Origin of the sequence: Streptomyces sp. NPDC001663 (assembly GCF_042893105.1) — a bacterium.
Taxonomy (GTDB): domain Bacteria; phylum Actinomycetota; class Actinomycetes; order Streptomycetales; family Streptomycetaceae; genus Streptomyces.
Genome location: NZ_JBIAUR010000001.1, coordinates 139,725 through 152,837 on the forward strand (window position 1 = coordinate 139,725; position 13,113 = coordinate 152,837).

A 13,113-nucleotide genomic window follows, 5' to 3' on the forward strand; every position below is an offset into this window, starting at 1 on the left:
CGGAAGTCCTTGAGCTCAGGGGAGGTCAGCCCTTTACGGCCCCCTCGCCCACCCCGCGGAAGAAGTACCGCTGCAGACAGGCGAAGAGGACGATCAGCGGTGCGACGGCGATGACCGTGCCCGCGGCGACGAGCCGTTCGTCGTTGGCGAAGGTGCCGTGCAGATAGTTGAGGCCGATGGTCAGTGTGAACCTGGACGGGTCGCTCAGCACGATCAGCGGCCACAGGAAGTCGTCCCAGGCACCCATGAAGGCGAAGATCGCGACAACCGCGAGGGTCCCCTTCACCGCGGGCAGCGCGATGCGCAGGAACCGCTGCCAGACGTTGGCGCCGTCGACGTAGGCCGCCTCCTCGATCTCGTACGGCAGGTTGAGGAAGGCGTTGCGCATCAGCAGCACGTTCATGGCGCCAATGCAGCCCGGCAGGACCACACCGACCAGGGTGTTGTTGAGCCCGAGCTCCCGCATCGTCGTGAACTGGGCGATGATGATGCCCTCCACGGGCACGAGCATCGCCAGGATGAAGACGAGGGTGGCGACCCGGCGGCCGCGGTAGCGCAGCCGGGCCAGCGCGTAGCCGGCGAGGGCCGAACCGACGCAGTTGGTCACGACGTTGGCGGTGGCGACCTTCAGCGAGTTGAACGCGTAGTCCCAGACGGGGATGGTGTCGGAGACGCGCTCGTAGTTGTGCAGGGTGGGGTGGCCTGGCAGGAAAGACGGCGGGGAGCTGTAGATGTCCTCGGTCGGCCCCTTGAGCGAGGTGGACAGCTGCCACAGGAACGGGCCGACGGTCAGGGCGAGTACGGCGAGCAACAGCACGTAGCGCAGGGCGAGTTCCCACACCCGGACGCGGCGGCCGTGCTCGTCGGTGACGCGGGGTTCACGGGCAACGGCAGGCCTCGAAGCGGTGGGCCGTACCTTCTCCATCACGCTCATGCCTCGTCCCTCCGATCGGCCCGCAGCACGAGCAGCATCAGCACGACGGTCACGACGAAGACGACGACCGAGATGGCGGAGGCGTAGCCGACGCGGCCGGTCAGGCCGGTGCCGGTGCGCTGGACCAGCATGACGAGAGTGGTGTCCTCGCCCGCCGGGCCGCCGCTGGGGCCCGCCATCAGGTACACCTCGGAGAACACCTTGAAGGCGGCGACCGAGGAGAGAGCGCCGACCAGGACCATGGTGGAGCGGACGGCGGGCACGGTGACGCTGAGGAAGCGGCGGACCGCGCCCGCGCCGTCGACGGCGGCGGCCTCGTGGAGTTCGCGCGGGACGTTCGCCAGCGCCGCCAGATAAATGATCATGTAGTAGCCGAGGCCCTTCCAGACCGTGACGGCCATGGCGCTCAGCAGAAGCAGCCACTGGTCGCTGAGGAAGCCGACCCGGCCGACCCCGATGGTCTCCAACAGCGAGTTGACCAGCCCGCGTTCGTCGAGCAGCCACACCCAGATCAGGCCGACGACGACGATCGAGGCGACGACCGGGGTGTAGAAGGCGGAGCGGAAGAAGGTGATGCCGGGGATGTTCTTCTGCACCAGCAGCGCGAGCAGGAGCGGCAGGATCACCAGCGCCGGGACGACCCCGAGGACGTAGAGCGTGCTGTTGCGCAGGCCGATCCAGAACATGTCGTCGTGCAGCAGCTCGCGGAAGTTGGCGAGGCCCACGAACCGGCCCGGGATCAGGGTGCGGCGGTCGGTGAAGGCGTTGACCAGGGTGGAGACGAACGGGTACAGGATGAACGCGCCGGTGATCAGCAGCCCGGGCGCGGCGAACAGCCAGGGGCTGGTGGGCAGTTGACGCCGCACGCGCCTCGCGCTCCGCACCCGGGACACGGCAGAAGTGGCCATCGCGCGCTAGCCCTGCTGCTGGAGGAGCGTGTTGCAGGCCTTGACAGCGTTGTCGAGAGCCGCCTTGGGACTCTCCTTGCCCTGCAAGGCCTTGGCCACCTCGTTCCGCAGCGCCGTCTTCATCTGCTCGCTGAACAGGGCGGGCGTGTAATTGACCGCGTTCTTCAGCGACTTGGCGGCGGCGATGCGCACCCGCGTCTCGTCGGTCCCGTCCTCCTTGGTGAAGTACGGGTCGTCGAGCGAGCCGGCGGTGCTCGGGAAGATGGCGACCTTCTTGGCGAAGGACATCTGGTGCTCGGCGTCGGTGACGAAGTGGGCGAAGGCGACGGCGGCGGGCGTGTGCTTGGTCTTGGAGTTGACCATCACGCCCATCACGTACATGTTGACGTGGCCGGTGCTGGTGATCTGGTCGGTGATGCCGATGTTCTTGTACAGGTTCGGGGCGTTCTTCTTGAAGTTGCCGAGGTCGAGGGCGCTGCCGGGATTCATGGCAACGGCCTCGGTGAGGAACTTCTTGCCGGACGACTCGGGCGTGGCGGTCAGCGCCTGCGGGTCGAGCGCCTTGGCGTCGTACAACTCCTTGTATTTGGTGAGCAGTTGTACGCCCTTGGCGTCGTTGAAGGTGAAGGCGGTGCCCTGCTTGTTCATGAGCCCGACGCCGTAGCGGCCGAAGTCCTCGACGGTGGGCACGTTGGCGAGGGTGGCGACCTTGCCGTCACTCTTCTTCGCCAACTCCAGTGCGTCGGCGAAGAGTTCGTCGTACGTCTTCGGGGGCTGGTCGGGGTCGAGTCCGGCCTTCCGGAACAGGGACTTGTTGTAGAAGAGCGGCCCGGTGTTGAGGTACCAGGGGAAGGCGTACGTCCCGGTCATGCCCGGTATCCGGTGGCTGGCCCAGGCCCCTTCCAGGTACTCCTTCTTGTACTTGGCCGCCGCCTTGTCGAGGTCGAGGGCGAGGCCGGCCTTGGCGAGCGGGGCGACGAGGTCCGGGGAGACGTTGACGACGTCGGGCAGGGTGCCGCCGGCCGCGTCGGCGCTGATCTTGTCGGCGTAGCCCTCGGCGGGCTGGTCGACCCACTTCACATGGGTGTCCGGGTACTTCTTCTCGAACTCGGCGATCACGCCCTCGAAGTAGTCCTTGAAGTTGGCGCGCAGGTTCCAGGTCTGGAAGGTGATGTCGCCCTCGACCTTGCCGGAGGCGTCGGCCGTTCCCCCGTCGTCGCTCCCGGAGCCGCAGGCGCTCAGCGGCAGGACGAGGGCGGCGACGGCGGCAGCGGCGAAGGTTCTGCGGGATGTGGGCACGGTGACACGGCTCCCCTGGGAGTGTCGGTGGCGGTGACGCCTGGGACCATGCCCGCGGCCTTCCGGTGAAGTCAATGGATTGGCTGCAACTAAAGAAATTCCCTCTTCATTAGTGCAGGTCAAACGAGTACAGATGAAAACTTGCCAGACTTCGCTAATGCGCTTTAGGGTTCTCGCACTCAAGCGCATTAGCTGCAACCTGTCAGAAATGGGGAGCAACGTGCCGGCCAAGCGTTCCCCGGCCCGTCGGCCGACGATGAAGGACATCGCGCAACGCGCGGGTGTCTCCGAGAGCGCGGTCTCCTTCGCGCTCAACGGCCGTCCCGGAGTCTCCGAACTCACCCGCGACCGGGTGCGCCGGGTCGCCGAGCAGCTGGGCTGGCGGCCCAGCACGGCGGCCCGCCAGCTGTCTGGGGAGGGCGCCGCCACCGTCGGCTTCGTGCTCGCACGCCCCGCCGACACCCTCGGTGTCGACTCCTTCTTCCTCCAACTCGTCTCCGGCATACAGGAGGTGCTGGCGGAGCGTCATCTCGGCCTGCTCTTCCAGGTGGTGGAGGACGTCGCGGACGAGTGCGCGGTCTACCGGCGCTGGTGGGCCGAGCACCGCGTGGACGGCGTGCTGGTCGTCGACCCGCGCACCGACGACCCGCGCCCCGACCTCCTCGACGAACTCGGCCTGCCCGCCGTGGTGATCGGCGGCGCCCCCGACGAACGCCACCCCGGCCTGTCGACGGTGTGGGCGGACGACGCGGGCGCGATGGCCTCGGTCGTGGACGAGCTGTACGGGCTCGGCCACCGCCGGATCGTGCACATCGCGGGCCTTCCGGGCCTGGCCCACACCGAGCGCCGTATCCGCACCCTGCGCACCGAGGCCGAACGCCGCGGCCTGACCGAGGTCGAGTCGGTCACCACCGACTACTCGGACGCGGAGGGCGCGGCCGTCACCCGCCAGGTCCTGCAACGCCCCGCTCCCCCCACAGCGTTGATCTACGACAACGACGTGATGGCCGTCGCCGGGGTGGCCACCGCGGCCGAACTCGGCTTCTCCGTACCGGCGGACGTGTCGGTGGTGGCCTGGGAGGACTCGGCCCTGTGCCGCATGGTCAAGCCGTGGCTGTCGGCGCTGTCGCGGGACAGTGTGGAGTTCGGGCGCACGGCGGCCAGGGAGTTGACGGCGCTGGTGGACGGGGGGCCGGCGCGGACGGTGCGGGTTCCGGTGCCTCAGGTGATCGTCCGGGACAGCACCGGAGTCGCCCGGGACGCCTGAGTCAGTAGCGTGCGGTGCTCTGCACCAGGGACGGGTACACCGCACTCGGCTCGCCGTCCACGGTGGCGCCCGCGTACTTGAGCATCGCCCCCACCCTGCGGTTGAGGTCGTAGGGGAAGTTCAGCGTCGGGGCCGACACCTCGTCCAGGATCGCGGTCTGCTCCGGGGTGAGGCGTACGTCGAGGCCGGCGAGGTTGGCCTCCAGGTGCTCCAGGGTGCGCGGGCCGATGAGGGTGGAGCTGACGCCGGGACGGTTCTGCACCCATGCCAGCGCTACGGCCGCCGGGCTCGCGCCGACCTCCTCGGCGACGGCGGCGAGCGCCTCGATCACCGTGAACTGTTCGTCGCTGGGCAGGCCGAGGACCGCCGCGCGCCTGGCATCGCCGGGACCGGCCTGGCCCCGGCGGTACTTGCCCGACAGGTAGCCGCTCTTCAGCGGGCTCCACGGCAGCACGCCCATACCGGCGTCCTGCGCGAGCGGGATCAGCTCGCCCTCGATGGTGCGCTCCAGCAGGGAGTACTCCATCTGCAGCGCGGTGACCGGGGTCCAGCCGCGCAGCAGGGCGGTGGTGTGGGCCTTGGCGGTGAACCAGGCCGGGGTGTCGGAGAATCCGACGTAGCGGATCTTGCCCGCGGTGACGAGGTCGTCCAGGGTGCGCAGGGTCTCCTCGATCGGGGTGGACCGGTCGTGGTTGTGCAGCCAGTACAGGTCGACGTAGTCGGTGCGCAGCCGTCGTAGCGACTCCTCCAGCTGGCCGATGATCGCCTTGCGGCTCGCGCCGCCGCCGTTGGGGTCACCGAGGTGGAGGTTGCCGTAGAACTTGGTGGCCAGCACCAGGCGGTCGCGCAGGCCGGGGCGGGCGGCGAGGAAGTCGCCGAGGATCGCCTCCGAGTGGCCGTTGGTGTAGAAGTTCGCGGTGTCGAGGAAGTTGCCGCCGCGGTCGAGGTAGGTCTGCAGGATCTTCTCGGACTCCTCGACGCTGCAGCCGAACCCGCCGTCCTCACCGAAGTTCATCGCGCCGAGACAGTAGGGGCTGACCTTGAGGCCGGAGCGGCCGAGGCCTACGTAGGAATCGAGTGTCATGAAAGTGCTCCGTCGTGGACTTGTCGGGAAGGGGACTCTTCGAGCAAACCACTCTGAGCAGCGCACTTGTTAGTGCGATCCCACCGGTCTCTTGCACGATCCTGTCGAATTCGTCCGGATCCGCGTTGCGCTCAATCGGTCCGCGGTCTTCAATCGGAAGGGTGTCCCTGGATGAGTTGCGCACCCTGATCGCCCGGCACGCGGGACGGTCCACCGCCGCGGTCGACGGGCTGATGCTGTCCGCCCAGGACCGGCCGACCCCGCCGCGCGCCGGGATCTCCGACCCCGTGCTGGCGGTCGTTGCGCAGGGCGCGAAGAGGCTCGTCCTCGGCGACCGCGTCTACGACTACAGTGCCGGCCAGCATCTGGTGATCCCGCTGGGCCTGCCGGTCAGCGGCCATGTCTCACAGGCCAGTTCGCAGTGCCCGATGCTCGGCGCGGGGCTCGCCCTCGACCCGGCGGTGATCGCCTCGCTCCTCCTGGAGACGGGCTCGGACCGCGGCACCAGGACCCCGTCGCCCGGTCTGACGGTGAGCGACGCACCCGCCGACCTCCTCGACGCCTTCGTCCGCATGATCCGGCTCCTCGACCGCCCCGCCGACGTGCCGGTGCTCGCCCCGATGATCGAGCGGGAGATCATGTGGCGGCTGATCAACGGCGAACAGGGCGCGCTGGTGCGGCAGATCGGGCTGGCCGACAGCCGACTGACCCATATCGGCCGGGCTCTGCGCTGGATCCGCGAGCACTACACGCAAACCCTGCGGGTCGAGGACCTCGCCCGGATGTCGGGGATGAGCCTGTCGCCCTTCCACCGTCACTTCCGCGCGCTGACCGCGATGACGCCGATCCAGTACCAGAAGCAGATCCGCCTCCAGGAGGCCCGGCTGCGGCTGATGAGCAGCACCGAGGACGTGGCGACCGTCGGCTTCGCGGTCGGCTACGACAGCGCCTCCCAGTTCAGCCGCGAATACCGCCGCCACTTCGGCCTGCCCCCGGGCCAGGACGCGGCACGACTGCGCACGGAACCACGCGAGGAGGCGGCGGCCGCATCGGCAACGCCTTGGTGACGCGGCGACGCACAGCCGCTCTGTGCCGTAAGCACGAACGGCCGGACACCACCCCCCACTTCATGTGAAGCTTTGCCCATGACCTCCGAAGACCCGCTGGCCGACCGGCTCCAGCTGGACCGGCCGCATTCGGCTCGTGTGTGGAACTTCCTGCTCGGCGGCAAGGACAACTACGCCGCCGACCGCCAGGCAGGCGAGATGATCCTGCAGATGTTCCCGGACATCGCCCTGCTCGCCCGGCTGCAACGCCGTTTCCTGGTACGGGCCGTGCGTTATCTCGCCGCCGAGGCGGGCATCCGTCAGTTCCTCGACGTCGGCACCGGACTGCCCACCGTCGACAACACCCACGAGGTCGCGCAGCGGATCGCCCCCGACAGCCGCATCGTGTACGTCGACAACGACCCCCTGGTGCTGGTGCACGCCCAGGCGCTGCTCACGAGCACCCCCGAGGGGGCCTGCGCCTACCTCGACGCCGATGTGCGCGATCCCGAACGGATCCTCGAAGAGGCCACCAGGACACTGGACTTCAGCAAGCCGATCGCGCTGACCATGCTCGGCATCCTGGGCCAGATCCCCGACTCCGACGAGCCCGAAGCCGTCGTGGGCCGTTTCCTCGACGCGCTGCCGCCGGGCAGTTACCTCGCCCTGAGCGACGGCACCGACACCAACGAGGCGCTCAACCAGGCGATTTCCGTCTACAACGCCAACTCAGCCAGCTCCTACCACCTGCGCGGACCCGACCGGATCGCGGCCTTCTTCGAGGGTCTGGAGGTCGTCGAGCCCGGCATCGTCCCCACTTCGAAGTGGCACCCCGAGCCGGTCGACGTGGGCCGCTCCCCCTCCGAGGTGGACGCGATCTGCGGCATCGGCCGCAAGGGCTGAGCAGGATCCGAAGCCCCCGCGTCACAGCCGGAACAGGGCCCAGACCACCTTTCCGCCACCGGCGCGGGGGTTCCAGCCCCACATGTCACTCAGCACCGACACGATCTGCAGTCCCCGCCCCGACTCCGCAAGCTCGTCCGCCTCTACGGCCACGGGGACCCGGTCGCTCTCGTCCGTGACCGCGCACACCGCGCAGGACAGCTGCTCCCAGAACGCCAGCCAGAGCGACGGCTGCAACTCCCCTTCGCCGTCCGCTGCCCGGCCGTAGCGCAGGGCGTTGCTCAGCAGTTCCGAGACGGTGACCGCCACGTCGTCGATCCGCTCGGCCGCGGCCAGTTCGAGCAGTGTCGTTCTCGCGAAGTCGCGGGCCAGATGGGCGGATTGAGGGATCGGCGGTACCACGAGGACGGAGCACTGGGCCGGGCCGTGGCCGTCCCGCGCGACGGGAGTGAGCGGGACGCCGTAGCCGGGCTCGGGTCTGCCCAGGCGCTCCACCGCCTGGCACAGCCACTCCCAAGTCGCCTCGATCCGCAGGGGGTTGGCCGGTTGTGCGACTTGCTCTGCGGACATCGCGACCCCTGGGACCCCTGCGGAGAGAACTACCGAGCGCTACACCTGTGCGAAGTATCGTGCTCCGTCCGGCAGTCCGGGCGCAAGTGCATCGGCAATTACCGCTGCAATTGCAGACGATCTTGCGAGCGGCATGCCCGACCGCTATCGTCCCGCTCACCACGCGTGGATGCAATTGAGGATGCAATTGCACGGCCGCCCGCGACTCCGTCTCGAAGAGGGTTCAGATGCAGCACGTGAGCAACGGCACACCGGCCAGCCAGCTGAGAGGAGCGGTCTGGCGCAAGAGCCATCACAGCAACCCCGAAGGCAACTGCGTCGAGCTCGCCGCACTTCCGGACGGCAGTGTCGCCGTGCGCAACTCCCGTCACCCCGAAGGTCCGGCGCTCGTCTACACCGGTGCCGAGATCTCCGCCTTCGTCCGCGGTGTGAAGGACGGCGACTTCGACGGCCTACTCCCCGGCCGCTGAGGTCACACACCGCGGACGGCCGGAAGGCGCGGTCAAGGGCCGTCGCCTTCCGGCCACTTCACGCAACGCAGCCGTACGACGCCTGGGTGCTACTCTCCTTGGTTGAGTCCCAATGACATTGCAGAGGCCGGGACGGGCGGAGCCGGTGCGGCGGCCGAGGGGATGAACATGACTGCGACAGCTCGACCAGAACCCGTCCCCTCCGGTTCCGACGTCCTGAGCCTCAGGCGCGGCGGCCCGACCGTCCAGCGCATCGTGCTGGGCACGCGGCTGCGCCGCCTGCGCGAATCCCTCAACATCAGCCGGGACGCGGCCGCTTCGACGATACGCGCCTCCGACGCCAAGCTCTGCCGCATGGAACTGGGCCGCGTCGGCTTCAAGGAGCGCGACATCGCCGACCTGCTCACGCTGTACGGCGTCCAGGACCCGGACATTCGCCAGGAGTTCCTGGACTCGGTGCGGCGGGCCAACGAACCCGGCTGGTGGCGTGCGTACGGCGACGCCTTCCCGAGCTGGTTCGAGCAGCACCTGGGTCTCGAGGAGGCCGCCTCCCTCATCCGCACCTACGAAGTCCAGTTCATCCCGGGCCTGTTGCAGACCCCCGCGTACGCCGAGGCCGTCATCCGGCTCGGCCACCCGATCACCTCCCCGGACGCGATCGGGCGCCGCGTCGAACTCCGCATGACCCGGCAGGAGTTGCTCGCCAAGCCCGACCCACCGAAGCTGTGGGTCGTCGTCGACGAGGCGGCGCTGCGCCGTCCGCTCGGCGGCGTCGACGTGATGCGCGCGCAGCTGCGGCACCTCATCGAGGCGGCGGCGCTGCCGAACGTCACGCTGCAGGTGCTGCCCTTCCACGTCGGCGGCCACGCGGCGGCCGGCGGTCCGGTCACCGTGCTGCGCTTCCCCGTGCCCGATCTGCCCGACATCGTCTATCTCGAGCAGCTCTCCAGCGCCCTGTACCTGGACAAGCCCGAGGAGGTCGACCACTACCTCGCGGTCATGGACCGCCTGAGCCTGGTGGCCACCCCGGCGGCGGACTCGGTGACCTTCCTGGAACAGGTCCTCAAGGAGACCTGAGCCGCAGAATCGCTTCGCCGCACACGCCGCTCCGGCGGCTATCGTGCCGCGGATGACAGCACCGACCACCACCACGCTGAGCGACACCGACTTCGCGGTGCCCATCGACGACCGGTACTTCGAGGACTACGTGCCGGGCGCGGTCTACGTCTACGGCAGCATCACCATGACCGAGGAGGACATCCTCCGGTTCGCCGGCGAGTTCGACCCGCAGGCCATCCACACCGACCCGCAGGCGGCGCTGCGCGGCCCCCACCAGGGCCTGATCGCCAGTGGCTGGCACACCTGCGCCGTGATGATGCGGCTGTACGCCGACCACTACATCAGCAAGGTGGGCGGCCTGGCGTCCCCCGGCATCGACGAGCTGCGCTGGGTCAAGCCTGTCCGGCCCGGTGACAGCCTGTCCCTGCGCACCACCGTGCGTGAGGCCCGCGTCTCGCGCTCCAAGCCGGACCGCGGGGTCGTGCACACCGGGATCGAGGTCCTCAACCAGCACGGCGAGCCGGTCCTGACCATGACCGCGGTGAACTTCCTGCTGCGCCGGACGCCCGCGGAGGAGACCGTCTGAGCGGGGTAACCGTCTGAGCGGGGTACTCGTAGCCGGCTGGGAAGGGAGCCGGCGGATGAGCGCTCTCACCCACTGGCTCGCCGATCTGTCCGGGCCCGTGGTCTACGTCGTGGTCGTGGCTCTGGTCTTCGCCGAGGACGCGCTGTTCTTCGGGTTCCTGCTGCCGGGCGAGACCGCGGTGATCGTCGGCGGCGTCCTGGCCCGGCAGGGCACCGTCGACCTGGCCTGGCTGACGCTCGCCGTCGTCCTCGCGGCGATCGCCGGGGACAGCGTCGGTTACGAGATCGGCCGGCGCCTCGGACCGCCGCTCCTCGAGCGCCCCCCGCTGCGCCGCCGCGCCGAGCGCGTGACCAGGGCACGCGAGCTGATCCGCCGGCGCGGCCCGGCGGCGGTCTTCCTCGGCCGCTTCGTCGCCTTCGTCCGCTCCCTCGTCCCGGCGCTGGCGGGCGCCTCGGAGATGCCCTACCGCCGCTTCCTCCTCTACAACGCGCTCGGCGGTGTCATCTGGGGCGTCGGCAACGCCCTCGTGGGCTACGCCGCGGGAGCCGCCTACGAGCGCGCCGAGAGCGTGGTCGGCCGGACCGTCGCGCTGGTGGCGGCCGGACTCGTGGTCGTGGCCCTCGTGGTGTGGCAAATACGGCGACACCGTCGGCGGCACTCATGACCGCATTCCGGGCGGGTTGCAGGGCCCCAAGTTGCGTGGAAACCTAAACAGAGGTAGCCGAATTTCCGGATCGGAGGATTCCGATGCGTCTCGGACCATTTACCGGCATTGTTGCCGTGGTTCTGATTGTGATCGCTTTCGGGGTGGGTGGCTCGTCACCGGACATCGGGGATTCCGGTCCGAAGATCAAACTCTACTACCACCAGCACGACGCAAGCCAGGCAACGGCCCTGTATTTGCTGATCCTGGCAGGAGCACTGCTGGTCTTCTTCGCCGGAAGCCTCCGGCACCACCTCTCGGAATCCGACCCGCACGGCTGGCTGCCCCAAGTCTCCTTTGCCGGCGGGATCTTGTCGGCCGCCGGCTTCTGGGCCGCGGCGAGTATCGCGCTCGCCCTGATCGACGCCAGCGACAAACGGCGGGTCGGCGGCGAGGCCTTTCAGGCCATGAATGCCATCAGCAATGATTTCTTCGTTCCCTTTGTCGGCGGAATAGCCATCATGCTGCTCGCCGCCGGCCTGAACACGGCACGTAGCGGAAATCCTTTGCCGCGCTGGCTCGGCTGGGCCGGAATCGTCCTCGGGGTGCTGATGTTCATTCCGTTCGCCGGCTTCTTCGCGTTCCTCGCCTCCGGGCTCTGGATCATCGCCGCCGCCGTATTCCTCGCCCGTCGGCCGCGCACCGAGGCGCCCGCCGCGGCATGACTCCCGAAGAGCGGTCACCAGGTCGCCGACGCCCTGGTGACCGCCCCGCTCGGCTCCCCCTCAGACTTGTGAGCGATACAGCCCGAACTCCGCGAGATGTACGGCAGCCCGGGCCGCCGTGACCCGCAGCCGCCAGCGCCGGGCCCGTACCGGCGCGTCCAGCAGCAGGATGCGGCTCGCGCCGATCGTGCCCGCCGTCGCGACCTGTGTCCAGGTGCCGTCGACGACGGCCTCGACCACGAAACTCTCGACCTGTTGCCCCTGCCGGATGTCCTCCGCGAGCCGGATCCGGTCCACCTCGCGTGCCGCACCGAGGTCGACGGTGCGCACTCCGGAGGAGTCGGTGACGCGCGCGCCCCGGGTGAGGTCCGCGGGCAGCTCCCGTTCGACGCGTTCCCGGAACTCGCGCAGCCGTGCCACGTCCCGGTCCGCGAGCAGACCGTCGGTGTCCGGCGGGACATTGAGCAGCAGGACCGAGTTGCGGCCCACCGAGCCGAAGTAGATGTCGATCAAGTCGTCGACGCTCTTGGGGAGTTGGTCGGGGTGGTAGAACCAGCCGTCGTGGATCGACACGTCGCACTCGGCGGGCCACCACTGCAGGTAGTCGGTGTTCGGCTGCGCGGCGACGAGCGCGGTGCGGCTGCCCTCGTCGGGGGTGTCGTACGACAACGCCCAGTCCGTACGGCCGTACTGGTTCTCCTTGACCGGGATGACGCTCCACTCGTTCTCCCGCGCGGTCCCGGCCTCGTTGCCGACCCAGCGCAGGTCCGGGCCGGTCACGGCGATCGCCGCGTCCGGGGCCAGCGATCTGACCAGCATGTACCAGCTGTCCCAGTCGTAGTCCTCGACCTTGCCCGGCGGGATGCGGCCCTGGGCGCCGTCGAACCAGACCTCGTCGACCGGGCCGTACTCGGTGAGCACCTCGTAGAGGGTGTTGAGCATGTGGGCGCCGTAGTCGGTGCCGTCCAGCGTGTAGAAGCGCTCCGGAGAGCGGTCGTCGCCGTCGACGAGTGTCGGGATGGTCCGCGTGGAGCGGGCGCTGCCGTTGGCGTACACGCCGTGCAGGTACTGGTTCTCGTCGGCGGGCGAGATGTAGACGCCGACCTTGAGGCCGTACCGGCGCATGGAGTCCGCGAAGGAGCGCAGCACGTCCCCGTGGCCGCTCCGCCAACTGCTCGACGCGACCGTGTGGTCGGTGTAGCGGGAGGGGTAGAGGACGAAGCCGTCGTGGTGCTTGACGGTCAGGATGGCGAGCTTGAAGCCACCGTCGAGCAGTGCCTGGGCCCACTGGTCGGTGTTCAGGCCGGTGGGCTGGAAGACGTTCGGGTCCTCGTCGCCGGTGCCCCATTCGAGGCCGGTAAAGGTGTTGACGCCGAAGTGCAGGAAGGCCGTCTGCCCGAGCTGCTGCCAGGCGATCTGCCGTGCGGTGGGCCGGACTTGGGAGGCCTTGCGGACCAGCTCGTCGGGTGTGTCGTCGGGGTTGACGGGGATGCGGTAGCGGGACTCGGCGGGCGGCGGGGCGGCCGACGCGGGCAGCGCGGGCAGGCCGGTGGCGGCGACCACTGCGGCCGAGGTGACGAAGAGGCGTCTCGAGAGGGCCATGCGAGGTCAACTCCTCA

The 13,113-nt window shown here is 69.1% G+C and carries 14 protein-coding genes; 8 read left to right on the forward strand and 6 right to left on the reverse strand.

Annotation, left to right across the window (positions count from 1 at the left end; genetic code table 11):
- Positions 1–25: 25 nt before the first annotated feature.
- From ACFY1L_RS00685 to ACFY1L_RS00695, 3 genes are read right to left on the reverse strand one after another with little or no spacing between them, the layout of a single operon-like run.
- The gene (locus tag ACFY1L_RS00685) at positions 26–934 is read right to left on the reverse strand and encodes a carbohydrate ABC transporter permease (protein ID WP_388816009.1); all 909 of its coding nucleotides are present in this window, start codon (positions 932–934) and stop codon (positions 26–28) included.
- Complete coding sequence (locus ACFY1L_RS00690; RefSeq protein ID WP_388816012.1) at positions 931–1,842, reverse strand: carbohydrate ABC transporter permease; 912 nt, start codon at positions 1,840–1,842, stop codon at positions 931–933. The genes ACFY1L_RS00685 and ACFY1L_RS00690 overlap by 4 nt, the downstream gene beginning before the upstream one ends.
- A 6-nt stretch (positions 1,843–1,848) precedes the next feature.
- Positions 1,849–3,141: an ABC transporter substrate-binding protein gene (locus tag ACFY1L_RS00695; protein WP_388816014.1), complete on the reverse strand. Its 1,293-nt coding sequence runs from the start codon at positions 3,139–3,141 to the stop codon at positions 1,849–1,851.
- Positions 3,142–3,361: 220 nt separating this feature from the next.
- Between ACFY1L_RS00695 and ACFY1L_RS00700 the strand changes: the two genes are divergently transcribed.
- Positions 3,362–4,408, forward strand: coding sequence for a LacI family DNA-binding transcriptional regulator (locus ACFY1L_RS00700; protein ID WP_388818829.1), 1,047 nt, complete (start codon positions 3,362–3,364; stop codon positions 4,406–4,408).
- Between the two features lies 1 nt (position 4,409).
- Here the strand turns inward: ACFY1L_RS00700 and ACFY1L_RS00705 are convergent, their stop codons facing one another.
- On the reverse strand, positions 4,410–5,492 hold the full coding sequence (locus ACFY1L_RS00705; RefSeq protein WP_388816017.1) for an aldo/keto reductase: 1,083 nt from the start codon (positions 5,490–5,492) through the stop codon (positions 4,410–4,412).
- A gap of 161 nt (positions 5,493–5,653) precedes the next feature.
- Between ACFY1L_RS00705 and ACFY1L_RS00710 the strand changes: the two genes are divergently transcribed.
- Complete coding sequence (locus ACFY1L_RS00710; RefSeq protein ID WP_388816020.1) at positions 5,654–6,559, forward strand: AraC family transcriptional regulator N-terminal domain-containing protein; 906 nt, start codon at positions 5,654–5,656, stop codon at positions 6,557–6,559.
- A 78-nt stretch (positions 6,560–6,637) separates the two neighbouring features.
- Positions 6,638–7,441, forward strand: coding sequence for an SAM-dependent methyltransferase (locus ACFY1L_RS00715; RefSeq protein ID WP_388816023.1), 804 nt, complete (start codon positions 6,638–6,640; stop codon positions 7,439–7,441).
- Between the two features lie 21 nt (positions 7,442–7,462).
- Here the strand turns inward: ACFY1L_RS00715 and ACFY1L_RS00720 are convergent, their stop codons facing one another.
- Positions 7,463–8,011 (reverse strand): ATP-binding protein, encoded by a 549-nt coding sequence (locus tag ACFY1L_RS00720; RefSeq protein ID WP_388816026.1) that lies wholly within the window; start codon positions 8,009–8,011, stop codon positions 7,463–7,465.
- Between the two features lie 227 nt (positions 8,012–8,238).
- Here ACFY1L_RS00720 and ACFY1L_RS00725 point away from each other — a divergent pair, with 227 nt between their 5' ends.
- From ACFY1L_RS00725 to ACFY1L_RS00745, 5 genes are all read left to right on the forward strand, one after another.
- Entirely contained in the window at positions 8,239–8,481 is a 243-nt protein-coding gene (locus ACFY1L_RS00725) for a DUF397 domain-containing protein (protein ID WP_388816029.1), read from the forward strand.
- 168 nt (positions 8,482–8,649) lie between these two features.
- Complete coding sequence (locus ACFY1L_RS00730) at positions 8,650–9,558, forward strand: helix-turn-helix domain-containing protein (RefSeq protein WP_388816032.1); 909 nt, start codon at positions 8,650–8,652, stop codon at positions 9,556–9,558.
- A gap of 52 nt (positions 9,559–9,610) precedes the next feature.
- On the forward strand, positions 9,611–10,126 hold the full coding sequence (locus tag ACFY1L_RS00735; RefSeq protein ID WP_388816035.1) for a MaoC family dehydratase: 516 nt from the start codon (positions 9,611–9,613) through the stop codon (positions 10,124–10,126).
- A 55-nt stretch (positions 10,127–10,181) separates the two neighbouring features.
- Entirely contained in the window at positions 10,182–10,790 is a 609-nt protein-coding gene (locus tag ACFY1L_RS00740; protein WP_388816038.1) for a DedA family protein, read from the forward strand.
- Positions 10,791–10,873: 83 nt separating this feature from the next.
- Positions 10,874–11,494: a hypothetical protein gene (locus tag ACFY1L_RS00745; RefSeq protein WP_388816041.1), complete on the forward strand. Its 621-nt coding sequence runs from the start codon at positions 10,874–10,876 to the stop codon at positions 11,492–11,494.
- 60 nt (positions 11,495–11,554) lie between these two features.
- Here the strand turns inward: ACFY1L_RS00745 and ACFY1L_RS00750 are convergent, their stop codons facing one another.
- Positions 11,555–13,096 carry an alpha-L-fucosidase gene (locus ACFY1L_RS00750; protein WP_388816043.1) on the reverse strand — a complete coding sequence of 514 codons (1,542 nt, stop codon included), beginning with the start codon at positions 13,094–13,096 and terminating at the stop codon, positions 11,555–11,557.
- Positions 13,097–13,113 lie beyond the last annotated feature (17 nt).

Excerpts from the sequence above, each read along its gene's own strand:
- ACFY1L_RS00740 (WP_388816038.1), top strand. The coding sequence starts at position 10,182 with ATGAGCGCTCTCACCCACTGGCTCGCCGATCTGTCCGGGCCCGTGGTC.
- ACFY1L_RS00705 (WP_388816017.1), bottom strand. The coding sequence starts at position 5,492 with ATGACACTCGATTCCTACGTAGGCCTCGGCCGCTCCGGCCTCAAGGTC.
- ACFY1L_RS00725 (WP_388816029.1), top strand. The coding sequence starts at position 8,239 with ATGCAGCACGTGAGCAACGGCACACCGGCCAGCCAGCTGAGAGGAGCG.
- ACFY1L_RS00685 (WP_388816009.1), bottom strand. The coding sequence starts at position 934 with ATGAGCGTGATGGAGAAGGTACGGCCCACCGCTTCGAGGCCTGCCGTT.
- ACFY1L_RS00730 (WP_388816032.1), top strand. The coding sequence starts at position 8,650 with ATGACTGCGACAGCTCGACCAGAACCCGTCCCCTCCGGTTCCGACGTC.
- ACFY1L_RS00745 (WP_388816041.1), top strand. The coding sequence starts at position 10,874 with ATGCGTCTCGGACCATTTACCGGCATTGTTGCCGTGGTTCTGATTGTG.
- ACFY1L_RS00690 (WP_388816012.1), bottom strand. The coding sequence starts at position 1,842 with ATGGCCACTTCTGCCGTGTCCCGGGTGCGGAGCGCGAGGCGCGTGCGG.
- ACFY1L_RS00735 (WP_388816035.1), top strand. The coding sequence starts at position 9,611 with ATGACAGCACCGACCACCACCACGCTGAGCGACACCGACTTCGCGGTG.
- ACFY1L_RS00715 (WP_388816023.1), top strand. The coding sequence starts at position 6,638 with ATGACCTCCGAAGACCCGCTGGCCGACCGGCTCCAGCTGGACCGGCCG.
- ACFY1L_RS00720 (WP_388816026.1), bottom strand. The coding sequence starts at position 8,011 with ATGTCCGCAGAGCAAGTCGCACAACCGGCCAACCCCCTGCGGATCGAG.
- ACFY1L_RS00750 (WP_388816043.1), bottom strand. The coding sequence starts at position 13,096 with ATGGCCCTCTCGAGACGCCTCTTCGTCACCTCGGCCGCAGTGGTCGCC.